Origin of the sequence: Pedobacter psychroterrae, from assembly GCF_004331695.1 — a bacterium.
GTDB lineage: Bacteria > Bacteroidota > Bacteroidia > Sphingobacteriales > Sphingobacteriaceae > Pedobacter > Pedobacter psychroterrae.
Genome location: NZ_SJSL01000002.1, coordinates 946,502 through 970,462 on the forward strand (window position 1 = coordinate 946,502; position 23,961 = coordinate 970,462).

Annotated in this window: 17 protein-coding genes; 16 read left to right on the plus strand and 1 reads right to left on the minus strand. The window is 39.6% G+C overall.

What is annotated here, in order from left to right; genetic code table 11:
* Positions 1-11: 11 nt before the first annotated feature.
* The 8 genes from EZ437_RS12475 (at position 12) to EZ437_RS12510 (ending at position 9,949) form a co-directional block, all read left to right on the plus strand.
* Positions 12-1,226: a DUF3570 domain-containing protein gene (locus EZ437_RS12475; RefSeq protein WP_131596342.1), complete on the plus strand. Its 1,215-nt coding sequence runs from the start codon at positions 12-14 to the stop codon at positions 1,224-1,226.
* A complete protein-coding gene (locus EZ437_RS12480; protein WP_225869568.1) occupies positions 1,223-2,035 on the plus strand; it encodes a phosphatase PAP2 family protein in 813 nt (270 codons plus the stop codon). Before EZ437_RS12475 ends, EZ437_RS12480 begins: the two co-directional genes overlap by 4 nt.
* Positions 2,036-2,064: 29 nt before the next feature.
* The gene (locus EZ437_RS12485) at positions 2,065-2,514 is read left to right on the plus strand and encodes a heme-binding domain-containing protein (RefSeq protein ID WP_131596343.1); all 450 of its coding nucleotides are present in this window, start codon (positions 2,065-2,067) and stop codon (positions 2,512-2,514) included.
* A gap of 6 nt (positions 2,515-2,520) precedes the next feature.
* A complete protein-coding gene (locus EZ437_RS12490; RefSeq protein ID WP_131596344.1) occupies positions 2,521-3,225 on the plus strand; it encodes a VIT1/CCC1 transporter family protein in 705 nt (234 codons plus the stop codon).
* Between the two features lie 768 nt (positions 3,226-3,993).
* Positions 3,994-5,901, plus strand: coding sequence for a glycoside hydrolase family 36 protein (locus EZ437_RS12495; RefSeq protein WP_131596345.1), 1,908 nt, complete (start codon positions 3,994-3,996; stop codon positions 5,899-5,901).
* A 40-nt stretch (positions 5,902-5,941) separates the two neighbouring features.
* On the plus strand, positions 5,942-7,474 hold the full coding sequence (locus EZ437_RS12500) for a GH39 family glycosyl hydrolase (protein ID WP_131596346.1): 1,533 nt from the start codon (positions 5,942-5,944) through the stop codon (positions 7,472-7,474).
* Positions 7,475-7,522: 48 nt separating this feature from the next.
* Positions 7,523-7,897, plus strand: a complete 375-nt coding sequence (locus EZ437_RS12505) for a hypothetical protein (RefSeq protein ID WP_131596347.1) — start codon at positions 7,523-7,525, stop codon at positions 7,895-7,897.
* A 246-nt stretch (positions 7,898-8,143) separates the two neighbouring features.
* Entirely contained in the window at positions 8,144-9,949 is a 1,806-nt protein-coding gene (locus EZ437_RS12510) for an endo-1,4-beta-xylanase (RefSeq protein WP_131596348.1), read from the plus strand.
* Positions 9,950-10,028: 79 nt separating this feature from the next.
* Here EZ437_RS12510 and EZ437_RS12515 read toward each other — a convergent pair whose 3' ends face one another.
* Positions 10,029-10,916: an AraC family transcriptional regulator gene (locus EZ437_RS12515; RefSeq protein WP_131596349.1), complete on the minus strand. Its 888-nt coding sequence runs from the start codon at positions 10,914-10,916 to the stop codon at positions 10,029-10,031.
* A 188-nt stretch (positions 10,917-11,104) separates the two neighbouring features.
* Between EZ437_RS12515 and uxaC the strand changes: the two genes are divergently transcribed.
* The 8 genes from uxaC to EZ437_RS12555 all read left to right on the plus strand — a co-directional run bounded on the left by uxaC (position 11,105) and on the right by EZ437_RS12555 (position 23,931).
* Entirely contained in the window at positions 11,105-12,547 is a 1,443-nt protein-coding gene (gene uxaC / locus EZ437_RS12520) for a glucuronate isomerase (RefSeq protein WP_131596350.1), read from the plus strand.
* Positions 12,548-13,390: an SDR family NAD(P)-dependent oxidoreductase gene (locus EZ437_RS12525; RefSeq protein WP_131596351.1), complete on the plus strand. Its 843-nt coding sequence runs from the start codon at positions 12,548-12,550 to the stop codon at positions 13,388-13,390.
* Between the two features lie 406 nt (positions 13,391-13,796).
* The gene (locus EZ437_RS12530) at positions 13,797-15,464 is read left to right on the plus strand and encodes a sodium:solute symporter family protein (protein ID WP_131596352.1); all 1,668 of its coding nucleotides are present in this window, start codon (positions 13,797-13,799) and stop codon (positions 15,462-15,464) included.
* A 37-nt stretch (positions 15,465-15,501) separates the two neighbouring features.
* A complete protein-coding gene (locus tag EZ437_RS12535) occupies positions 15,502-16,488 on the plus strand; it encodes a mannonate dehydratase (protein ID WP_131596353.1) in 987 nt (328 codons plus the stop codon).
* Between the two features lie 9 nt (positions 16,489-16,497).
* Positions 16,498-17,241, plus strand: coding sequence for an RraA family protein (locus EZ437_RS12540; protein ID WP_131596354.1), 744 nt, complete (start codon positions 16,498-16,500; stop codon positions 17,239-17,241).
* A gap of 91 nt (positions 17,242-17,332) precedes the next feature.
* Entirely contained in the window at positions 17,333-18,700 is a 1,368-nt protein-coding gene (locus EZ437_RS12545) for a right-handed parallel beta-helix repeat-containing protein (protein WP_131596355.1), read from the plus strand.
* Between the two features lie 113 nt (positions 18,701-18,813).
* A complete protein-coding gene (locus tag EZ437_RS12550) occupies positions 18,814-22,017 on the plus strand; it encodes a SusC/RagA family TonB-linked outer membrane protein (RefSeq protein ID WP_131596356.1) in 3,204 nt (1,067 codons plus the stop codon).
* 12 nt (positions 22,018-22,029) lie between these two features.
* Positions 22,030-23,931 (plus strand): RagB/SusD family nutrient uptake outer membrane protein, encoded by a 1,902-nt coding sequence (locus EZ437_RS12555; RefSeq protein ID WP_131596357.1) that lies wholly within the window; start codon positions 22,030-22,032, stop codon positions 23,929-23,931.
* Positions 23,932-23,961: the final 30 nt, after the last annotated feature.

The following is a 23,961-nucleotide window of genomic DNA, read 5'->3' on the forward strand; positions in this document are numbered from 1 at the left end:
TCGAGTATATCATGAGAAAAATTTATCTGCATGTGATCATGCTTTTTCTGGGTGTTTTAGGCGCTCAGGGGCAAATTAAAATAAAACCGGAGGCTGCTGACAGCAATAGCTACCAGAGCCGAAAATTAAAGATGGATGAGATCAACTTGGTATCTGCTTATTATAACCAGACCGGAAATAATTCCGCTGTTACCGGTGGCATTGGCACGGAGAAACTAACTGACTTTGCCAATACGATTGATGTTCAGCTGTCTAAATTCAATAAAAAAGGCCGGAAAAATACGTTTTTGTTCGAACTGGGCATTGATCACTACAGCTCTGCATCGTCTGATAAAATAGATCCAAATACGATTTCTTCGGCTTCAAGTGCGGATAACCGGATTTATCCTTCACTGAACTGGACACAGTCCAATGAGTCTACGGGTAATTCCTTCGGATTTACTGGATCTTATTCGGGTGAATACGATTACCAGTCCATCGGTGTAGGATTTAATTTGACGCGTTTATCGAAGAACAAAAACACCCAGTTCGATTTTAAACTTCAGGCTTTTTTAGACACATGGACAGTGATACTGCCCATAGAGCTGCGGACAGTCACCGGTAACGGGCACGAGTCCAAAAGTGAGGGTGCCAGCCCCCGCAATTCATTCAGCTCTTCGTTTTCTCTTTCCCAGGTCATTAACCAGAAGCTTCAGGCGGTCATCGTAGTGGAGCCATCCTTCCAGAAGGGTTTACTGGCGACCAAATATCAGCGTGACTATTTTACGGACGGCTCCCTCCAAGCAGAGACGCTCCCGGATCAGCGGTTCAAACTGCCGATCGCAGCACGGCTGAATTATTTCGCAACAGATCACATTTTGGTCAGGACGTTTTACCGTTACTACATAGACAACTGGGGGATCAGGGCACATACCGCTGAACTGGAAGTTCCGGTAAAGCTGAGTTCTTTTATCTCCATCAGTCCTTTTTACCGCTATAATACGCAGGAGGGAACGCGCTACTTTGCAAGTTACGGACAACACACTCCTGGTACTACTTATTTCACCAGTGACTATGACCTTTCAACTTTAAACAGCGATTTCTACGGTGCAGGTATCCGACTGGCCCCGCCGACAGGAGTATTTGGTATGCAGCGCGTCAGTCTTCTGGAATTGCGTTATGGACATTACAGCAGATCTACGGGACTGGTCTCTAATGTCATTTCGTTAAACCTTAAAATAAGATGAATCAACTATTAAAACTAATTACTTATATAACTAACGCATTTACAATGAGGATTTCCGAAATAAGGCGCGAGTTTTCAATTATTTCATTTCTATTCACACTGGTTGCATCGAATTGTGCTGCCCAGAACAAAGACAGTTTAGCGGCCTCCGGTTATCATCCAAAAGCTGCTGCTTTCGTCTTTCCTGCAGCTTTTATCGGTTATGGTTTAGTATCACTTGCCGGGAAGAATCCAGTTAGAAGCCTTGATTTGACCACGGAAAATGAGCTCCAGGAAGATCATCCACTTTTTGCTGCGCATGCAGATAACTACCTGCAATTTGCCCCGGCTGCTGTAGTATTTGGATTACACCTGGCCGGAGTTAAGACGCGGCACCGGATAGGGGATGCCGTAGGAATTTATCTGATGTCCATAGCCATCATGACGGGCTCCGTAACTGCGATGAAGCACATCACCAAAAGGGAAAGACCCGATCATTCGGTGTTTAATTCCTTTCCTTCGGGACATACAGCAACAGTATTTGCTTCGGCAGAATTTCTGAAGCAGGAATATGGTGAGCAGTATCCCTGGTTGGAATATGCCGGTTACGCGGTAGCTACTACAACGGGTGCATTAAGGATGTATAACAACCGTCACTGGCTAAGCGATGTCGTTGCTGGCGCCGGATTTGGAATATTGTCAACAAAGCTGAGTTATATTCTGTATCCCCAGGTAAGAAAACTCATAAACGGAAGGCATAGCTTTGCATTTAATTTGATGCCATCTTATCGAGACGGAAAGGCTGGTTTTTATTTATGTGGTAATTTTTAATTTATTTGATAAACTTAACAAATACAACAATGATCAGGAAAGTACTATTTGCCATTGCCATATTATTAGTAGTTATACAATTGTTTAGGCCAGAGAAAAATACCTCTAGCTCAGTATCTCCCAATGCGATGGATGTTCATTATGCAATTCCTAAAGAGATTGGCGCGCTGCTTCGGACCAGTTGTTACGATTGTCATTCTAACAATACCGTTTATCCATGGTATAGTTATATCCAGCCCTTTGCCTGGTGGCAGAAAAAACATGTTATTGATGGCAAAAAAGAAATAAATTTCGACGAGTTCTATAGCTATGATGCTAAAAAGAGAAAGCATAAGCTAGATGAAGTCGTGGAAATGATCCAGAAAAATGAAATGCCCTTAGGTTCCTATACTTTGATCCACAGAAAAGCGGTACTGTCCCCTCACGATAAGGAAAAGCTTATCTCCTGGGCACGGGAACTTCAGAAAACCATTTATTAATACCTTATGAAAGTGAACAATGACTTTGTCGAAAAACATTATGTAACCCGCATGGGTTGGCTCAGGGCCTCAGTTCTTGGGGCTAATGATGGAATCCTTTCAACCACAAGTATAGTGATTGGCGTAGCTGCAGCCTCAGCGGATCGAAATGCCATTATACTGGCCGCCCTTGCTGGGCTTATTGCAGGTGCTATGTCTATGGCTGCGGGCGAATACGTTTCTGTCAGCTCACAGGCAGACAGCGAAAGTTCAGACTTAAAAAGAGAGCAGGAGGAACTGCTGGAAATGCCTGATTCAGAATTGGAGGAGCTTGCCGAGATCTATGTATGCCGGGGACTCGATTTGGAACTTGCTCATCAAGTTGCAGTTCAGCTAACCAGACATAATGCACTGGAAACCCATGCCAGGGATGAACTGGGAATCAATAAAATAACTACGGCCAGGCCTTTGCAGGCAGCGCTAGCTTCCTTTGGATCGTTTATTTTTGGCGCGCTACTTCCGTTTGGAGTTTCTGTTTTAGCGCCGCTACCTTACATGGTTTATATGCAATATGTACTCTCCATTGTTTTTTTAATTATCCTGGGCGCAATAGCCGCTAAAACAGGTGGTTCAAATATTCGCACTGCAGTGTTGAGAATTGCCTTTTGGGGGACAGCAGCGATGGCTGTAACTGCGCTGGTGGGGCACCTGTTCAGCGTAAGTGTGTGTTAAATTTATCCCGGTATCAAAAATAGGAGTCATGTATTCAATTATGCCCGCTCCGCATTTTCGGCCTGCGAAACCTTCGGTTCTCGCTTGGGTGTTTACGAGAACGGCACTTTCAATAAACAAAACTCGTAGTTTTTATAGGCACTGCATCTTACTGACTATTCAGTTTCATTTTAAAATGTTCAGCTACAGCATGGTGCATATTTGAACATAAAAATTAGCATTTACAGTTCATTAGTAATACAAATTTTAACTACATTTGTAACAGTTCATTGATAATTAGTATTTAACACAAAATCTAAAGGGTAATAATTAACTAAAGCACATGAAATTTTATGTGCCCTATTAGGCTCCCTTACTTGATTTTAAAAATATAAGTGATTAATAATCATGATTTTATAATGTTGGTTCGGCGTCCTGCCACCCCGACGAAAGCTAAAGCCTTTTCTGCAAAGCAGAAGAGGCTTTTTTTTATCGCGTTGTTAGAATTAAAGAACAACAAAACCGGCTTGATACTGAGTATAAAAGGCAAGAAACTAACTCAAAAATTTGTTAGAACTCAGACTAAAATTTTTGCGAGGGTATAATTAACTAAAATGGACGAAGGAAAATTTTAATGTTGGTAATTCTATGCTCGCAAATGGAGTTCAATAAATAGCAAATTATGGTAAAGAGTATCGATGTATTATAAAATACATTTGTACTAAACCATTTATAAACCGTAGGTAGAGGCGTCCTTATCATCTCAATCTATAATTCGCTAGTTATGCCATGAGAAAATTTCCCTCTAAAAAAATCATTAGTCTTTCTAAACTAACTATATGCCTGTGGGCTTTTTTAATCATAACTATTCCACTTTCTGCGAGCGCTCAAATCATTCAAGTAGGCAATTTAAAGGTTAACGTTGAAGGGAAAGATGATCAATTTAGAAGGAGTTTAAGTGTAAGGCTGGTAGCACCTGGAATTAATGAACTCACCATTAGTTTGCAGGCAGTTGGCTTGGCTATTCCAAAACCTATTGTGGTTACATTTAAGCAACCATCGATAGATATTCAGAGTTATTTAACACCGCACGGTGTGAATGCAAGCGAGACATCTTCATTATATGACTACGAGCTTTCTAGAATGATCCCAGTAAGTTATGATGCAAAAACAAAGTTTACCTCTGCAACAATGGATCAACCAAGTATGACATTCTTTAATACAAATAGTCAAAATAGATTAACCATTGCTGCATCCGAGTTAATTTTCCCTGTAACTTTTAATGCTGGAGAAAATGAGCAAGACGGCGTCGGATTTGACTTAAAAATTGGTTTGTTTGAATATGTAAAGAAGCCGATGGAGGCGTATACTTTTAAGTTTAGGTTCGACACTAGAAATATACATTACAATCAAGCACAAAGAGATTTACTAACGTGGTGGAAGGCCGTGCATAATTTAAAAATTGCTAAGGTGCCGATTAGCGCGCATATGCCGTTTTATTGCACTTGGTATGCGCTAAAGGCAGATGGCGTGAATGCAAAAAATATAGAAGAACAAGCCAGATTAGCAAGGCAGCTGGGTTGCGAGACAATTATTGTAGATGATGGCTGGCAAAAAGCCCAAGACGCTAAAGCAGGATATTGTTTGTACAATGGGGATTGGGAAGTAGATACGATAAGATTTACAGATTTTAAGGCTCATGTAAAAAAAGTACAATCAATGAACATGAAGTATATGCTTTGGGTTGGACCAAGTATGATAGGAGAAAAATCTAAGATCTACGAGGAATTAAAGGATAAAATGCTATATAGGGCAGATTGGGCAAAAGCTTGGGTTGCAGACCCTAGATTTCCAGAAGTTAGAAAATATTTAGCCGAACGCTTGATTACATTAATGAAAGAAACAGGTATTGATGGGTTTAAAATAGATTTTATGGATCTTATGAATACGAGGTACGCTGGTAAGAATTTGGCCCAAGGAAATGGTCGTGATTATGAAAGTGTGGAAGAAGCGACGGTGAAATTGTTGTCAGATATTCATGCTGGTTGCTCAGCATTGAATCTGAACGTTTTAATAGAGTTTAGACAATTTTATACAAGCCCGGTTATGCAGCAATTTGCCAATATGTTTCGTGCAGTAGACTGCCCAAATGACGTAATGGAGAACAGGACACGCACCCTAGATACTAGAAATTTAAATTATCAGGTTATCCATGCCGACCCCCTAGCTTGGAATGAAAACGAAAACGTTCAAGCTTCAGCTTTACAGTTGTTACATACTATGTTATCAGTACCACAAGTATCTACTGATTTAACTAAAATGAGTACCGAGCACCTTAAGATGCTTACTTTTTTACTTAAACAGTGGCGGACTTTTAGCATAACATTAACTAGGGGAGAGGCGTTTAATTATGGGGCTGATTCTCACTATACTTGGTCCGAAACTTCCTTAAAAGACCAAACTGTAGTCGTAGCTTACCAGCCCACTATTTTGAGTCCCAAGAAGTTAGAGAAAAATGCATTGATGATAAACGGAACTCATCAAGATAAATTAGTACTCGATTTAACTAAGAACTTTGGTGTTAGAACCATTATGGTTTATACTTGTACTGGGGAGTTGGTTAGGAAAGAGAAGATAAGTTTAAATGGATTAGTAAAAATTAAGGTGCCCGCTTCTGGGATTATCAGGGTTTTATAACTCAAGGCTAGGGTTTGAAAACCGAATATTAAATATTGACATGAAAAATGTAATAGGAATAAAAATAGTTTTTTGGAGACTTACGCTAATTTATAGCTTACTGTTGCTTGCTTTCTGCAGCTCAGAAAATGCTTTTTCTCAAGCTATTGATACTACAAAGTATCGGGTAAGGACGGATTGGACAGTCCCTTTTCCGTATTTAGGTTCAGTTAATGGAAAATCTATAAAGGAAATTATATCCTCTAATTGGTTAATTGGTTGTGAGACATTAGATCGAGATTATGCCAATTATGATGCTTATAAAGATTATCTGGATCCGCTAGGCATTAAGCGAATTCGCTTACAGGGTGGATGGGATAAAACAGAAAAGGTGAAGGGTGTTTATGATTGGACTTGGTTAGATCATATCATCAATGATGCAGTGGCAAGAGGGCTTCAACCCTGGGTGCAAACTTCTTACGGTAATCATAATTATGTAGATGGTGGTGGTGCAAATCTAGGAGCTGGAGTGCCTCGTTCTGCCGAAGCGCTTTTGGCATGGGATAAATGGGTGCATGCATTAGTAACTAGGTATAAAGATAAAGTGAAGGATTGGGAGATTTGGAATGAGCCCAATTTTGGAGACAACCTTGAAAACACCCCTGAAAAAGCAGCAGCTTTAAATATTAGAACAATTGATATTATCAAAAAGATACAGCCTGAGGCAAAGGTTTCTGGATTAGCCATGGGCCATATTTCAATTCCTTATGCCGACTCATTTTTCAAATTTCTGGCTAGTAAAGGCAAGTTGAATCTTTTTGATAATATGACTTATCATGATTATTCTTACAATCCCGACGCCAATTATGGTAAGGTTGAAATGCTTAGTCAAACTTTAAAACGTTATTCCACCAAAGTTAAACTAAGACAAGGAGAAAATGGAGCTCCATCAGAGCCAAACTTGGGGGGTGCACTTGGAGATTATAACTGGTCTGAACTTTCACAAGCCAAGTGGAATACCAGAAGGATGTTAGGCGATTTAGGTCACGACATCGAAAGTAGTGTTTTTACCATTATCGAAATTGCGTATACTGGTGGTCCAATTACCAAATTAAATGTTAAAGGCCTTATTAAATCTGATTCGACAAAGCGGGCTATCCGACCAAAAGTAGCTTATTATGCTGTGCAGAATGTGGTTTCAATTTTCGATCAAAGCTTGAAAAGAATAGAAAGCTTACATTCAACTTTTAATACAAAAGATAGTCCGTTGAATAATGAAGTCCGCTACAGCGTGGGTACCGACCGTAGTGTTTCGGTTTATGGTTATGAAAATAAGAAATCTAAGCAGCAGCTTTTTACACTGTGGATCGATGATTTTATTCCAAAAAATACGAATGATAAAAAGAACATTAATTTCGTCATATTCAATGGTCAGATTAATGAACCCGTATATGTAGATCTAATTACAGGAAATGTTTATAAAATCCCAAACTCAAACTGGAATAAAAAAGGAGATAAACTCACTATTACAAATATGCCAATTTATGATGCGCCAATCGTAATCGCAGATAAAAGCTTAATCAACTATCGTTAATAATAGTATTGATATTCCTATATAAGTGACATCATTTAACTTGCTAACATGAAGCATTTACATATAAAATTTGCCTTTTTGATTGTTTTCTTATCCCTTGTCGGAAAAGCACAACAGAAAACTTCTTTATACAAAAATCCAAAAGTTGCAACCCATTTACGGGTAGCAGACTTACTAAAAAGGATGACAGTTAATGAGAAAATAAATCAATTGCTATCCCATTTGGATGCAAATGCTAAAAATTTGAATGAGAATCTGTTAGCTAACGCTACTGGGCTCAATTTATTAAAGGATGGCTACGGAATCATTCAGCCATTCGACGTATCTAGTGGTGCAAATTTTAAACTATTAAAAGATATTGTTAAGAACGACGCTTCAATTTTGCCATTCATAGACCAAGCGGTGGCTAGGGTGCTACACTAAAATTTAATTTAGGGTTGTTCGAAGATAAATTAGCGTATTGGGGAATTAACAGAGGGTTTGAGGTTGAGACTGGAGTTTTGATCTGATGATTGGAAGTTCGGTTGAAGATATTTGGCTAAAAGGAGTATTAGAAGCAAAATAGCTAGTAATATTTTGGCAATACGAAATGGTCGTAAAGATTTTTGAAGATGTTAAATGTTAGACTAGAAGATAGATAATTTCAAACAGATTGAAAGAAAAATTAAAATGAAACGAATAACGATAACAGTAGCTTTTTTAACTTTAATGGTGTTTATCAATTGCTATGGTCAAAAAGATTTGCCACTTAGAAATGATCTAGCATCATTAAAACCAATCGAAATTTTACAGAGAGACGCACTTAAGGCGTATAAATTTAATGATGGCAATAGAGAAAAACAAGCTAGTTTTTTTACTTCTAGAAATGACGAGAACAATGTTCCAGTATTCACTGCTGAAGTTTTCTCGGCTACCCAGAGTCATTACAGTATTCAATCATCGTGGAACAATAGCACTGAAATAAAAAAAGGTGATGTACTTTTGGCGAGGTTAGCCATCCGTTCAATTTATGCTAGGCAAGAATCTGGCGACGCAGTACTTAATTTTTATATGCAACAATCGAACCCTCCATACGATAAGAGTGTAACTATCGAATTGAGTATCAGTCCAGAATGGAAGACTGTTGAAATCCCATTTAAGGCAGCTAATGATATGAAACCAGGCGAAGCCGCCATTTGTATATCGTATGGAGCATTATCACAAAAAGTTGAGATTACCAACCTTCAAGTGTTAAACTTTGAGAAGAAAATCACGCTAGATAAATTGCCGACTACTAAGTTCACTTATGCTGGCAGGGAGGCAAATGCAGAATGGAGGAAAAAAGCATTAAAAAGAATTGAAGAAATTAGAACCGCACCGCTAATTATCGAAGTACAAGACAAGAAAGGCAAACCTGTAAGTGGGGCAGCTATTACTGCCCGTTTAGTGGATCCTGAATTTATTTTCGGCACTGCCGCTACTGTAAATTATATGTATAAACAGGATAATCAATCTGAACAATATCTGGATTCCCTTAGAACGCTTTTCAATGCAGTCACGATTGATAATAACCTAAAATGGCCGGGCTGGAGAGATACTAAAAAAAGGGAGCAAACGAAAATCGCCATGAAATGGATTGAAGAAAATAAGCTAAGGTTGAGAGGGCATAACCTGGTTTGGCCAGGTAAAAAATTCACACCTGATTTTTATAGTAGGCAGAAAGATTTTGGTCCTGGCTTTACAGACTCAATTCGTAACCATATTCAGGAAATTGTGAGTTTTACAAAGGGAAAGGTGTATGGTTGGGACGTTATTAATGAAATGATGCATGAGACCGATTATTTTAAGGTAATGCCCCGCAGTCAGGCTGTAGAATGGTTTAAACAGGCAAAAAGTATTGATAGCCAAGCGCAGATGTTCATCAATGAATACAGTATGCTTAACAGCGTGGTGAGCCCTAGAAATATAGAAAAATATATTGCGCTCATTGAAGATTTACGTACTGCAGGAGCGCCAATTGATGCAATTGGCGTACAAGGTCATGTAGGCAGGCAACCACGCGACCCAGCTCGAGTGATTTCAGATTTAGATATGTTCACCAAATTAGGATTGCCCGTACAAATTACCGAATTTGATGTAAATACACCAGATGATGAGCTGCAGGCCGATTACACTCGGGATTTCTTAATTGCTTGTTATAGCCACCCAATGGTGAACGGATTTACGATGTGGGGGTTTTGGGAAAGTGCGCATTGGAAACCAGATGCAGCTATGTATCGTAAAGATTGGACCCCAAAGCCAAACGCTATAGTATGGAAGGACTTCGTTTTAAAGGAGTGGAGAACTGTGGTTACGAAAGTAACTACTGATGATGGAAAAGTTAGGGAAAAGGGGCATTTCGGTCGTTATGAGATCACGGTAACCAAGGAAGGTAAATCAGTAAGGATACCCTATAAATTAACTAAAACTTCGCTGCCTGTACAGGTAAGATTATAGTTCATCACACCATTTATTGTTCGCATTCCCATACTTGGCCTCTGTTCTGTTATTTCAAACTGAAAGAAAGCTGAGGTGACTAGGTGGTTGGATGTTTGGTGAGTAAGTATTTTAATCTATATTCTGAAGGATTGATTTTTTTAACTTTTTTAAACTGTCTATTAAAGTACGAAATACTCTGGTAACCGCAGGCATAGCCAATCTCGGCAATGCTCAGTTCCGTATTGATTAATTTTTTACAGGCAATTCCCACCCGAATATCATTCAAGCTATCGGAGAAGGTTTTGGAGGTAGCCTTTTTGAAGTATCTACAAAATGCCGCTGGGTTCATGTTGGCATAACTAGCAATATTATTTAGGGAGATATTTCCATCATGGTTTTTAATCATGTAATTATAAATACCTGTTATCCTTTCCTCGTTATTTGATCCGTGGTACGAGTCAGAAAACCCTTCGGATGCTAACAATGTATACGGTTTCTCTGCCATCTCGCATAGAATCTCTATGAGGTCGATCACCTGTCTCCAGTTCGATTTTCCGGCCAAGCCTAGCATAATGGACTCGAGTTTAACGGCATGTTCAATGCTGAAATGGATCCCGCGGTTAGCCTTCGAAAGCATCGTCTTCACGTTCTTCATCTCGGGGATATTAAAGAAGTCGCTTCCCACAAAGTCTAACTCAAAATGAACCAAAACTACTTTAGCAATTAAAAGTGGGTTATCTTCATAATATTCCTTGTCACTCTGCCAATGATGGGGCAGGCCGGGACCAATTAATACCAAGTCTTTAAATGCAAAGGAATTAATGCTATCTCCTATAAATCTTGTTCCCTTGTTTTCTAAGGTGTAAAGCAATTCAAATTCTTTGTGATAATGGAACTGGTCATACGTGTGCGGGACTTCCGCATATTTACAAAAGAAAGAGTGTTCCGCAGATCTAGTATTTTTCTGCAAAAATTTTGGCTCCATAAGATTTATGCCTGAACGATTTAAATTTGGTTAGTTTATGGCAATATAGTTCAAATTTTTAAATTTAATCGCAAATACAGTTCAACTCATTGCAAAAAAAATGAAACCAAAAGTTATGAACAAAGAATACATTTGATTAATTAACCAAATATTCTATTACACTTCAAGGCACCCACTCTATTCCACTCATGCTTGATATCAACCATTCGGAGTTAAAAAAAAATGCTAAATCATTAGCCGAAGATTTTCTATTAAACAATGATATAGCCAAGAAACTATATAATGAGGTTGCCTGCAAGCTTCCTATAGTAGACTATCATAGTCATCTCGACCCATTTGCAATTCTAGAAGATCGGAAATTTAAGAATATAACTGAGTTATGGATTCACGACGATCAGTATAAACACAGACTGATGCGGATTAACGGTATCGACGAAGATTTCATTACGGGTGATGCAAGCGATAAAGAAAAGTTTTTAGCATGGATGACGACTTTTCCAAAAACGCTAGGCAATCCGCTTTACCACTGGTCGCAACTCGAAATAAAGGATGTTTTTGGCCCTAACATCGATCTGGTAAATGACGACCCCTCAAAAATTTGGGAGGATTGCAATGCCATGTTAGGCGAAGAAGGCTTTGGTGTAATCGATATCTTAACAAAATGGAATAGCGAGATCGTGTGTAGCTCTGACGATTTGTTAGATCCTTTGGAAGCCCACCGTACCATCTCTGATCGTGAAAACAAGATCACTGTGCTGCCGTCATTAAGAAGTGACTCCATCCTTGCTTTCGAAACACCAAACTACTTACAATGGTTAAAAAAGCTGGAGCACATCACCAATATAAAAATTACAAGCCTTAATACGTTTCATGCTTCGTTAATGAAACGACTAGACTATTTTCAAGAAGCAGGTTGTGCATTATCAGACCATGGCTTAGATTCCGGTTTTCTATTTTCTCCAACTACTGATGATCTTGCATCCGAAATTTTTTCGAAAATCTTGGCAGGCGGAACTTTAACGCAAGAGGAGGTTCTGGCAATAAAGTCAAATACGCTAGCCTTTTTAGGTATCGAATATGGTAAACGTAAACTCACAATGCAATTGCATTTAGGCGCCCAGCGAGTAACCAGCTCAAGGCTAAAAAAAATGGCAGGCAAATTTGGAGGCTTTTCTACACTTGGAGATCCCTTAAATATAGCAAGCCTATGTACCTTTCTTGATACGTTAGAGATAGCGGGGCATTTGCCAAGAACCATTCTATACACTTTAAATCCGGCAGATAACGAGCGTCTAGCTACGCTTACGGGTTCGTTTGCAGAAGGTGAAGTTCGAGGTAAAATACAATTTGGCCCCGCTTGGTGGTTTAATGATCATTATGATGGAATAAAAAAACAGTTGGTCGCGATTTCTAGCTACGGATTACTAAGTTCATTTATTGGGATGACTAGTGATTCTCGTAGCTTTTTATCGCTCTCTAGACATTATTACTTCAGAAGAATTCTCTGTCACCTGATAGGCGAGTGGGTAGATAACGGAATAGTACCGAATGATTTTCAAGTATTGACTAGACTAGTTAAGGACGTTTGCTATGCGAATGCGAAAAATTTAATTACAAAAGGAAAAATATAAATGAAGAATACGATAAATACGGTTGCGGTAGTTACTGGTGCAGGTGGAACACTTTGTTCAGAAATGGCGAAGTCGCTCGCGGCAATGGGCATTAAGGTTGCGTTGATCGGACGAGATCTTAATAAGCTCAAAATAGTTGAAGAAGAAATTAAGAATAACGGTGGGATAGCTATTTCAATTAGTACAGATGTTACCGATCAAACTGCTGTAGAGCTGGCCGAAAAACAAATCTCTGCTCAGCTGGGTAAGGTTTCTATTTTAATCAACGGTGCTGGTGGTAACCAGAGTGAAGCGATTACAACCGTAAATCAATTCGATCCAAAAGAATTAGAGACTCCTTCGCCAGACTTTAGAGGTTTCTTTAATTTAGACATGATCCGCTTTTTGGACGTCATTAAAACAAATTCAATGGGTTCTATTATCCCATCATTTGTGTTTGGTAAAGTCATGGCTAAAAATGGTGGGGGTTCGATTATCAACATTGCCTCCATGAGTAGCTTTAGAGCACTCTCTCGTGTGGCTGCCTACGCTTTTGCAAAAGCTGGAATGGTTAATTTTACCCAATGGTTGGGGGCTTATTTAGCACCAGCAAATATTCGCGTAAATGCAATTGCTCCAGGCTTCTTTTTAAATGAACGAAGTACTAAACTTCTAACAACACCTGAAGGTGGTTTTACAGAAAGGGGTGCTTCGATTATTAACATCACGCCAATGAAAGATTTTGGTAAGGCACCACAGTTAATAGGTACTATGAAATACTTATTAGATAATGAGGCTTCTGGTTTTGTAACTGGAATAACAATTTCTGTTGACGGTGGATTTTTAGCATCAGCAGGAATTTAACAAGTACGAAATGAAAACACTTATACAGCCTTTTCTACTCACACTTATCGGTTCGATTTCTCAAGCACAAACCTCACCGAAAACGTTAGAATGGTTACTACAGGAAAGGCCGGGTTGATGCGTATCCGGCATGGGATAGATTGAGTAGATATGTCATTTTTAATGGTACCTATCTCGGAATGCGAAGCGCGTATATTGCTGATTTTAAAGATATAATTCGTCCTAAACGTAATTTAAGAACTAATTCGACCGGTATTGATCGATTTTAACAAAAAACAATAGATTTTAAGAACCCGATGCAAATATTGTATCAGTCTTGGCAAATTAAATGAAATATGTTATGGCCACCTTAATATAAATTTGTGATAGTCAATTTTTTAGTACTGCTAGTACCACTTAACCAAATATGAAAAATCTACAAAGCCTTGACTATTTAGCCGTCGTAATCTATATGCTATTAATGGCTGGCATAGGCCTGTTTCTTGGTAAATTCGTTAAGAACGTAAGCGACTATTTTAAAGGTGGCAATGCTATTCCATGGGTTTCGGGAGCGATTAGCAATTTCATGACGAAATTTAGCACGTTCATATTTGTTGCTTATGCTGGTATTGCATACACGGATGGGATGATAGCAATTACGCTAATTTGGAGTACTGTTGTTCCGGCATTAGTGGGTGCGTTTGTATTCGCTAAAAGATGGAGGCGTGCAGGAATTATAACACCAATGGAGTATCTAGAGACTCGTTTTAGCCCTTTGGTTAGGCAAATTCTGTCCTGGTCTGGAGTTGCATTCAAGATTCTAGATAACATGGTGAGACTTTATGCTTTAGCGTTGTTTGTTAATGCAGCCACGGGGATAAGCTTAGAAGTATCGATACTTACCTGTGGAATTATTGTTGCCCTCTATACTATTGCAGGGGGTCTTTGGGCAGTTGTTATTACCGACGTTGTACAGTTTGTAATTCTAATCGTAGCCACACTTATCTTATTGCCGTTAACCATAGAAGCTGGTGGCGGTTTAACTCAGATATTTAACAGAATGCCAAGTCATTTTAATTGGTTCAACGGCCCCAAAGGAATGCCAGTATACATCATCGTGTATTATTTAATGATTTTGATAAAATACAGTGGTAATTGGACATTTATACAACGTTTTTATAGTGTTAAAGATGAGAAAGCAGGTAGAAAGCAAGCACTGTTAAGCGCTTCATTTTTCTTTATTTTCCCTTTTGTTTTTTTGTTTCCATCCATAGTCGCTCGGCAGATTATTCCCGATTTACAGAACCCAGAGATGGCCTATGTAAGCATTTGCTTAAAATTACTTCCTCAAGGGATTATGGGCCTCATGGTAGCAGCGATGTTTGCCGCCACCATGAGCGTTCTTAGTGGAGAATATAACGTTACTGCAGGTGTACTCACCAAAGATATTTATCAACGCGTTTTCAAACCCAATGCTACCGATCAGCAATTGCTGTGGGTAGGCAGGAGCATGACTCTTTTTTTAGGGGCATTGATAACCGTTGGCGCTCTATTTGTGGGTGGTTTTGGTGGTGCTTTTGAAGCAAATAAGCTATTTACTGGATTATTTGCACTCCCAATGACCATCCCATTGATATTGGGGGTACTGTTAAAAAGACCTAGTCCAGCAGGTGCAATTGCCACAGTAGTTGTAGGTATGATTACCGGACTTGTACTGAATGCAACGAGTTCAATTAGCTGGGAGCAAGGTACCTTGATAGAGATTATAGTTTGTGTTACTGTGTTCTTGGTTTCTGGAATAAAAAGAAGCGAAGACGCAGGGTATCTGCAACGAGTGAAAGCATTTTTTATCAAGTTGAGCACACCCTTACGAGAAGATCAAAAACCAATTGAGGACTGGGGTTTTCAGCGTTCCATGAATCGGCTGTACGCGATCGCCCTATTGGTAGTTGGCCTATTGTTTATGGGTATGAGCGTGCCTTCAATAGGTAATAAAAGCGGAATGTCCTCTTTTGTAGCAGGTATAATCTGCATTATTTTAGCCGTCGTTATGTGGACGTTCAACAATAAGAAAATACAACCTAAAGACCTATAAAAAGTTAATCAAAAGCACAGTAAAAATAATTCTGCAGATGAAATTGAGTTTCTTGTTTTTTGGAAATCAACCCGATGAGAAGTGGGCCTTGGCTAAGCAAATGGGCATTAAATATGCCATTTCAAAATTAGCGCCAGAACTTACTGGAGGTTTACCGCCATGGGATTATGATTCGTTAAAAAACTCGAAGGAAATCTTTGAACAGAACGGGTTAAAATTGATTGGTTTCGAAGGAGATCAATTTAATATGATAAGGATTAAGCTAGGTTTGGACGGTTTAGAAGAAGATATCGAAAAATACATTCAAATGCTTGAAAATATGGGCAAACTGGGCATCGGTTTACTTTGCTATAATTTTATGGCGACAGGGTGGTTTCGAACCGATAAAAATTTGCAGGAAAGAGCGGGTGCTTTAGTTTCGGGATTCGATGCTGAGGTTGCAGATAAATTGCCGTTAACAAAACATGGAATTGTGGGTGCCGACAAGATCTGGGAGAACTATGCCTACTTTCTCTCGAGGGTGTTGCCAGCGGCAGAAAAAGCCGGAGTTAAAATGGCCCTTCATCCAGATGATCCTCCAGTACCCATTCTCCAAGGAATTGCCCGGATTTTTACCAACGCTAACTCCATTAGGAAAGCCTTGGCATTATCAAGTAGCCCATCACACGGACTTACATTTTGTCAAGGAACGTATACTACAATGGGTGAGGATGTGAAAAGTTTGATTCAAGAATTCGGAGGCAAGGGAAAAATCTTCTTCATCCATATTCGTGATGTAGAGGGTACCGCTTCTAATTTCAGAGAAACCTTCCATGATAATGGACCAACCGATATGGTAGACATGTACAGGGCCTATTCTGCTGTTGGTTTTACCGGACCAATTCGTTCAGATCACGTGCCCACCATGGCAGGAGAAAGCAATCAGCAACATGGCTACGAAATGAAAGGAAACCTTTTTGGCATTGGCTATATGAAAGGTATAATGGAAGCATTGAATATTAAAGAAGTTGAAACGTATATCTAAAATTAGACTATGAGTGTTGATCAATATAAAAAAGAAGTAGGGATGATGAACCTAGAGCGGTTAATCGAATTTCGTGAAGGAAAATCGAACGTAGATTTTCCAATTTCTAACAAAGAATTACTAAATAGGTACGAACAACTCTACACAGGTGCAATTAATGATGTACTTCGCGAATTTTGCCTCCTAAATCAAGCACTACCGGGTCATATTATCCCCCTTAGAGAATATAGAACCATTGCAGGCATAGCCTTTACCGTTAAAAGCGCACCAAATGCCATTGTGAGTGGTGAGATGGAATTTAGAACACAAATGTTAGATGCGATGCATGAGGATAGTTTTGTGATTTGGGATACCACTAACGATGCAAAGGCTACGCTTTGGGGGGGGGTAATGACCGCTACCGCTAAAGGGAAAAAAGTTAAAGCAGCCTGTATTGATGGAGGAATTAGAGATACACACCAAATTTTGGAAGCGGACTTTCCGGTATTTTATAAATACAGAATATCTAACGGGAGCTTGGGCCGCTGTTTAATTACACACTATCAAGTTACCCTTCAAATTGGCGACGTAACCATTAAGCCGGGCGATGTGGTAATTGGCGACATTGATGGCGTTCTCGTAGTACCAAGAGATATAGCCTATAATGTGCTACTAAGAGCCGAGCAAATTATTGAAAATGAGAAGAAGATTTTTGGATGGGTTCACGAAGGTAAGACCGTTCATGAAATTACTGAAAAAGGGGGTTATTTCTAATTTTCATTTAACCCCAGGTAATGAACTGCTAACTCACTATCCGAAGCCAAAGTGACAAATTTAGCAACCTAAATATAACCAAATAGCCTATATGAACACTATTTCTAAACAATTACTAATTTGTCTTTTTGCATTTTTTGCAATCGGTTGCAAGAGCGCCACGATCACACTCGATCCCCGTCCAAGTGGGCTGACTAATAATGAAGCCGCAAAAACCTACTACGTTTCTGAGTTAACTGGCTCAGATACTAATATTGGCTTATCACTTACAACTCCATTTAAAACCATCGCAAAGGCTACAGACCTTACCAGTTCAGGAGACATCGTAATGATTATGAATGGCAATTATGTGTCTACAAACGGACCGTTGCTAAATATCTTAAAATCTGGCGAGGAGGGAAAATACATCACCTACAAAGCTTATCCCGGGCATACGCCTAAATTATTGGCCTCGGGAAATGTATGGAATGCTGTTGTCGTGAATGCATCATATATCAGCATTGAAGATTTAGAACTTCAAGGGAACAATGCAAACCTTACTTTGGCTGATGCTCAAAATTCTTATTTACAATCTAGGGCGGCTACTCCTGTTTTTAATGCGAACTGGAACACCAATGCGATTTCTATTGCAAGTGCAAAAAATGTACATCATGTTACCATTAAAAATTGCAAAGTGCACGACTTCCCAGGTGGAGGTATAGGTGTTGGAGGAGCGGATTATGTAACGATTGAGGGCAATACGGTTTACAACAATTCCTGGTTCACCATGTATGCTACCAGTGGGATTAGCATATTAGGCCCTAAAGCAATTGATGCGGTCACCACATACAAGATGATTGTTCGGGGCAACATCTGTTACAATAACAAAACACAAGTTAACTGGAGAACAGCTAGTGGTAATGATCGTTTATCTGATGGTAATGGGATTATTATAGATGCAAACAATGGTACTCAAGGGACACCAGTTTATACAGGCAGAACGTTGGTTGAAAATAACGTTAGCTACTTCAACGGCGGCGGCGGTATACATGCTTTTCAAGCAGCAAGAGTAGATATAATTAATAATACCGCTTACAATAACGGACAAATTGTTGGCTATCCCGAAATTGATGCGCAGAGCGGTACTGACGTTAAAATTTATAATAACATCATGTATGCACGTACTACACTAGATCAAGTGAATGGCAAAGTTGGAACATGCAACTTAAATGATGCTTCGGCCGTATACGATTACAACATTTATTTTGGTCCGTCATTTAGAAATGGGACAAATGACAAAACCACTGATCCTAAATTTATGAATATGTCTACCAACCCATCGGTAGCAAATTTCTCTCTCCAAACCACTAGCCCCGCAATAAATGCAGGAACTCAGTTACTTTTTGCGCTAAAAGACATTCTGGGTGTTGCTCGACCAAAAAGCAATGCAGTGGATTGTGGCGCATACGAAGTCAATTAGTCCTATATCACTTAAAACTAGCCATTTAACCAAATAGATATGAACATGAATTTTACTAAAATGTTGACGCGCGAAGCAATTTATTTCTCAATTTAAGACACAATTAACCAAATATGAAATTAAAGCGAAACAAATTTTCAGCGGTCAATTCCGTAATGAGAATAATTTTCTTACTAATGTGCTTTTGCTTGCCTTGGGCAAATGGCCTTCTAGCAAAGGAGAACAATATCTCTTTCATAGCGAGTGTTCTAAAGGATAGGATCATCACCGGTACCGTAAAAGGGCCAGATGGTGTCGGTATACCTGGAGCAGGTGTTATAGTAAAGGGCACTAATGTAAGTGTGATTACGGACAACAATGGCAAATTCTCTATAAAAGTAGTGGATAACAATGCGGTTCTTGTAGTCACCACTATCGGGTTCAAGCCTCAAGAAGTAATTGTGGGCAACTCACAGATTTTAAACATTAACCTACAAGAAAGTAGTAATGAGCTAAAAGAGGTAACGATTAATGTCGGCTACGGTACCCAGAAAAAAGTAACCAGCGTTGGCGCACAATCGTCTATATCGACCAAAGATCTTACGCAGTCGCCAGTTGCGAACATCAGTAACTCGTTGGCCGGTCGCTTGCCAGGACTCTTTGCTGTTCAAGCGAGTGGTGAACCGGGTGCGGATAATTCGCAGATCTTTATTCGTGGTGTATCTACCTTCACTGGAAGTACATCTCCGCTGGTGCTGGTAGACGGGATACAGGTAGACAATTTTAATAGTATTGACCCAAATGAGATTGAGGGGGTTACCATACTTAAAGATGCTTCAACGACAGCCGTTTACGGCGTAAGGGGAGCAAATGGAGTTATTTTGGTAACTACAAAGAGAGGGAAAATAGGCACGCCTACCATTAACTATACCTTCGAAAATGCATTCAATAGCTTTACTGCCACGCCCGAAAAGATGGGTAGCTTTGATTTTGCCAACTCATTTAATCAGGCATTAAAAAATGATGCTTATGTGAGCAATAGTACGTATACTCCGCGTTATTCTGACAGTGATCTTGCAAAGTACAAATCTGGCGAAGACCCCGTTTTTTTCCCAAATATTGACTGGTATGATTTGATGGTTAAAGATGTTTCCCAACAGCGCCGACACAACTTATCGGTAAGGGGTGGAACGGATAAGGTAAAATATGCTATTTCAGCGGGTTTATTTAATCAAGAAGGTTTGTTTGATGATGCTGGGGTAAAAGCAGATTACGACCCTCAAATACGCTACGGACGGTACAATTTCAGATCTAATTTAGACTATACAATAAGTAAGCGTTTTCGCGCAGCATTAGACTTATCGAGTATCATCGAGAACAGGTCTGGAAATAATGCAAACACCAATTCCATTATGAATTTTTTAAATGGAGCAGCCCCAAACCTTTCTCCAGGTGTGGTTGATGGTAAGATTGTGTTATTTGAAGGATTCGGAAGTCCACTTACTACATTATATTCGGTAGGTTATAAAAATGACGTACGAAATTTGATTAACGGAAGTTTGCGTTTAGATCATGATCTGGATTTTATTACGAAAGGCCTAACCAGCCACGCATTAATAGCCTATCAAAATTCTAATCGAAAATTAAGTGAATATTCTAGAGTATTTGTGACTTACCGGGCAATAAAAAATCCTGATGGTACCATAGATTATCGTCAATTGGCCGACAATCAGCCCTTCAATTATAACCCTACCGATCCTGAACGAAACAGAAGAATTACGGGCGAGTTCGCGATAGATTATAAACGCACTTTTAACAGTCATACCGTTAGCGGTTTGCTGCTTTATAATCAAATAAAGTCTACAAACAGAGATTTCGCCTATTTAGTACCTAACTCTTATCAAAGTTATGTTAGTCGTTTAGATTACGATTACAAGGGTCGCTACCTTGCACAAATCAGTGCTTCTTATTATGGAACCGAAAACTTTGCTCCAAGCGAGCGGTTTGGTTTCTTTCCAGCCTATTCGATCGGGTGGGTGCCTAGCGAGGAGAAATTCTTTCCAAAGGGGGAACTAATTAATTTTCTAAAGATCCGGGGCTCTTACGGCGAGGTAGGAAATGATCAGCTAAGTGCAAACTTTTTAAGAGATCCAAACAGTAGATTCTTATATCGCGATCCTGCGTTTACAAGAAGAGGCCCTTACACAGTTGATGGTAGCTATCGATTTGGAGTATTTGGACAAAATTTAGCAAGTTATGAAGCCTTAAGAGAGGGAAGTGCTAGCAGTCCAAATTTAACCTGGGAAAGGGTAATCAAAACCAATATTGGGGTGGATCTTGTTGGTCTAAACAACAAATTAACCGTTACGTTAGACGCATTTAACACCACAACTGATAATATTTTGGCAGTTCCCAGAACAGTCTCTGCCCTTACCGGGATTGGTGCTGCTGCCGAAAATTTAGGCAAAATGACTAACAAAGGGTTTGAAGTGGAGATGGGCTTTAGAAATAATATAAGAGATTTCAATTACTTTATTAAGGGCAACTATTCATTTGCAAGAAACAAAATCATTTTTCAAGACGAACTGCCTCAAACTTTTGCCTATGCACAAAGAACAGGAAATATTGCAGGACAAAATTTTGGATTTATTGCTGAAGGATTTTTTAATACTTGGGAAGAAACAAATGATCAGAATAGGCCGCAATATACGTTTAGAGATGGTAATAGGATACAGCCGGGCGATGTGAGATATCGCGACGTTAATGGCGATGGACTTATAAATAACGATGACTCTGTTCCCATCGGTTATTCTTCTACTGTTCCAGAAATTATTTTTGGGCTATCGGTTGGCGGTAGCTGGAGAGGTCTTGATTTCTCAGCACTGTTTCAAGGAGCAAGTCATTTCTCTGTACCGTATACTAGACGGGCAAATCAGGCTTTCTTTGATGGTGATCCCTCTGCAGCCGCTAGCTACCTATCTGAAAGCTGGACTCAGGAAAGATACGAACAGGGGCTGCCAATTAGTTTCCCTCGCTTTGGAGTGGGAAACGGTGCCAGAGGTTTTAATAACTATTTGGGCTCAACCTTATGGATTGCGAATGCTGAATACCTTCGCTTAAAAAACGTGGAAATTGGCTACACTTTAAAACCGTCGCTTTTGTCTAAAGTTGGGTTAAAAACTACCAGGATTTACCTCAATGCTAACAATTTGATTACATGGAGCCACATGCTAAAAGGCATCGATCCAGAAGCTGCTAACCTCACTAGCATAAATGGAAACTTTGAAGCTTACGGCTTAGTAAGAACTGTAAACTTGGGTATAAATGTTAATTTTTAATCACAATAGATCATGAAAAGAACTATTAAAATACTTATCACTACCGCTTGTTTAATCTGTTTGTTATTTCCGTCTTGTAAGAAAAATTTTTTGGATAAAGCACCTGGGGTTGATATTAATGAGGATGTAATTTTCTCTGCAAAAGTGCAAACTGAAAAGTATATAGCTGGGATGTATCAACTGGGCATGCCATCGATTTTTGCCATGCGACCAGCCGATATGGGACTGGGTACTAATGCCGTTGCATCTACGTTGGGAATTCTAAGTACCTATGTAAATTTAGCGGGCATTACCGACGAAGCAATCAACTCTCAAAGTAATGACGCTGCTCCATCGGCTTGGAATAATGGGGGCGTTACCAATGCGAACATTCTTCAAGAAGATTTAAGGTACTATTTAAGATGGCAGGCCATTCGTACCGCCAATATCTTGTTAGAAAGAATAGACGAAGTTCCAGACGCAGATGTAACGTATAAAAATCAAGTTAAGGGAGAAGCACTTTTTTTTAGGGCGATCAATAATTTTGAAATGTTAAAGCGCTATGGAGGTTTTCCATTAGTGTTAAAACGTGTTACCTCGCTCGAGGAATCTAAGATTGAAAGAAGTACCTTCGAGACTTGTGTGAATTCTATCGTAAAAGATTGTGACGATGCGACTGCATTTTTGCCACTCGATCAGTCTGGAGCAACCAAAGGAAGGGCACAAAAAGGTGCTGCACTTGCTGTAAAGGCAAGGACATTATTATACGCAGCTAGTCCATTATTTAACACCGCAAGTCCGATTTCAAGTTTCGGAAATGCTGCAGATGATAAATTAATATGTTATGGTAATTATAGCCTTAACCGGTGGAAACTAGCTGCTGATGCAGCAAAAGAAGTTTTGATTTGGGCGCAGACTGCCGGATACTCATTAATAGACGATCCTGCAAAAAGAATCAATACTATCTCACCAACTGTGGTTAATTTAGTAGTTGGTAATTATCGCGACTCATGGGAAAGAAACGACAACAGCGAGATCATCATTGCCAATAAAACTTGGGGTAGTAAAAGTGCGGGTCAATTTCCACTACCCATGCTTTTGCCGAGATCAGAATTTGTTCCCAACTCGGGGGCAGGATGGAATGGACCATCGATTACGTTCAATTTTGTACGCAAATTCGAGAAGAGATCTACCGGGCTCCCTCAAGATTGGAACTACGCAGGAGGCAATGACCTGATGCAAAAATATGGTGAACTCGATCCACGTTTCGCGCAATCTGTAATATTTACCGGTGCTCGTATGCACAAAGCTGTTGTACGCACACCTATTGGCGAGCATACGCCATCCAAGTCAGCGCTTAACTCTTGCCAAGGTGGCCATTGGAACCTAAAGTTTGTTAACGACGGTATTGATGGCGGAACGGGTTTAGAAGTGAATTGCCCTATTCTTAGACTTAACGAAATGTATTTGGCCTATGCCGAAGCCATGAATGAGTTTGAAGGACCTGGTAACGCAACCGCTCTTGATATTACGGGAGCGAATATTTTAACAGCACAACTACCTATTATTCCAAATTCAGCGCTAGACGCAGTTAACAAGATTCGGTTGCGTTCTGCAATGCCACCTATTAGCACCACAAGTACGGCTGATTTAAGAAAACGCATTCATAACGAATGGGACATTGAAATGTATATGGAAGACCACCGACTGTGGAACTGCAGAAGATGGTTAGAAGCGGAGATTGATGGAAATTTAAAGGGAGCCGTGTGGGGGCTGGTAATCAATAAGTTAAATGATGTTACACCTTATCCCACAGCGTTTAGCTATAGACCATTTGTGTTTATGACCCGTTCATTTCCAACGAGGCTTTATTTGCATCCGTTTGTTCTGACTGAGGTTCAAAAAGGAAATCTCAAGCAAAATCCAGGGTGGTAATTAATCCTTAACTATTACATCTTCAATTAT

Bases quoted from the DNA above. Each gene is read 5' to 3' on its own strand.
- EZ437_RS12550 (WP_131596356.1), top strand. From the start codon at position 18,814: ATGAAATTAAAGCGAAACAAATTTTCAGCGGTCAATTCCGTAATGAGA.
- EZ437_RS12530 (WP_131596352.1), top strand. From the start codon at position 13,797: ATGAAAAATCTACAAAGCCTTGACTATTTAGCCGTCGTAATCTATATG.
- EZ437_RS12475 (WP_131596342.1), top strand. From the start codon at position 12: ATGAGAAAAATTTATCTGCATGTGATCATGCTTTTTCTGGGTGTTTTA.
- EZ437_RS12545 (WP_131596355.1), top strand. From the start codon at position 17,333: ATGAACACTATTTCTAAACAATTACTAATTTGTCTTTTTGCATTTTTT.
- EZ437_RS12515 (WP_131596349.1), bottom strand. From the start codon at position 10,916: ATGGAGCCAAAATTTTTGCAGAAAAATACTAGATCTGCGGAACACTCT.
- EZ437_RS12485 (WP_131596343.1), top strand. From the start codon at position 2,065: ATGATCAGGAAAGTACTATTTGCCATTGCCATATTATTAGTAGTTATA.
- EZ437_RS12555 (WP_131596357.1), top strand. From the start codon at position 22,030: ATGAAAAGAACTATTAAAATACTTATCACTACCGCTTGTTTAATCTGT.
- EZ437_RS12500 (WP_131596346.1), top strand. From the start codon at position 5,942: ATGAAAAATGTAATAGGAATAAAAATAGTTTTTTGGAGACTTACGCTA.
- EZ437_RS12525 (WP_131596351.1), top strand. From the start codon at position 12,548: ATGAAGAATACGATAAATACGGTTGCGGTAGTTACTGGTGCAGGTGGA.
- EZ437_RS12495 (WP_131596345.1), top strand. From the start codon at position 3,994: ATGAGAAAATTTCCCTCTAAAAAAATCATTAGTCTTTCTAAACTAACT.
- EZ437_RS12540 (WP_131596354.1), top strand. From the start codon at position 16,498: ATGAGTGTTGATCAATATAAAAAAGAAGTAGGGATGATGAACCTAGAG.
- EZ437_RS12505 (WP_131596347.1), top strand. From the start codon at position 7,523: ATGAAGCATTTACATATAAAATTTGCCTTTTTGATTGTTTTCTTATCC.
- EZ437_RS12535 (WP_131596353.1), top strand. From the start codon at position 15,502: ATGAAATTGAGTTTCTTGTTTTTTGGAAATCAACCCGATGAGAAGTGG.
- EZ437_RS12480 (WP_225869568.1), top strand. From the start codon at position 1,223: ATGAATCAACTATTAAAACTAATTACTTATATAACTAACGCATTTACA.
- EZ437_RS12510 (WP_131596348.1), top strand. From the start codon at position 8,144: ATGAAACGAATAACGATAACAGTAGCTTTTTTAACTTTAATGGTGTTT.
- uxaC (WP_131596350.1), top strand. From the start codon at position 11,105: ATGCTTGATATCAACCATTCGGAGTTAAAAAAAAATGCTAAATCATTA.
- EZ437_RS12490 (WP_131596344.1), top strand. From the start codon at position 2,521: ATGAAAGTGAACAATGACTTTGTCGAAAAACATTATGTAACCCGCATG.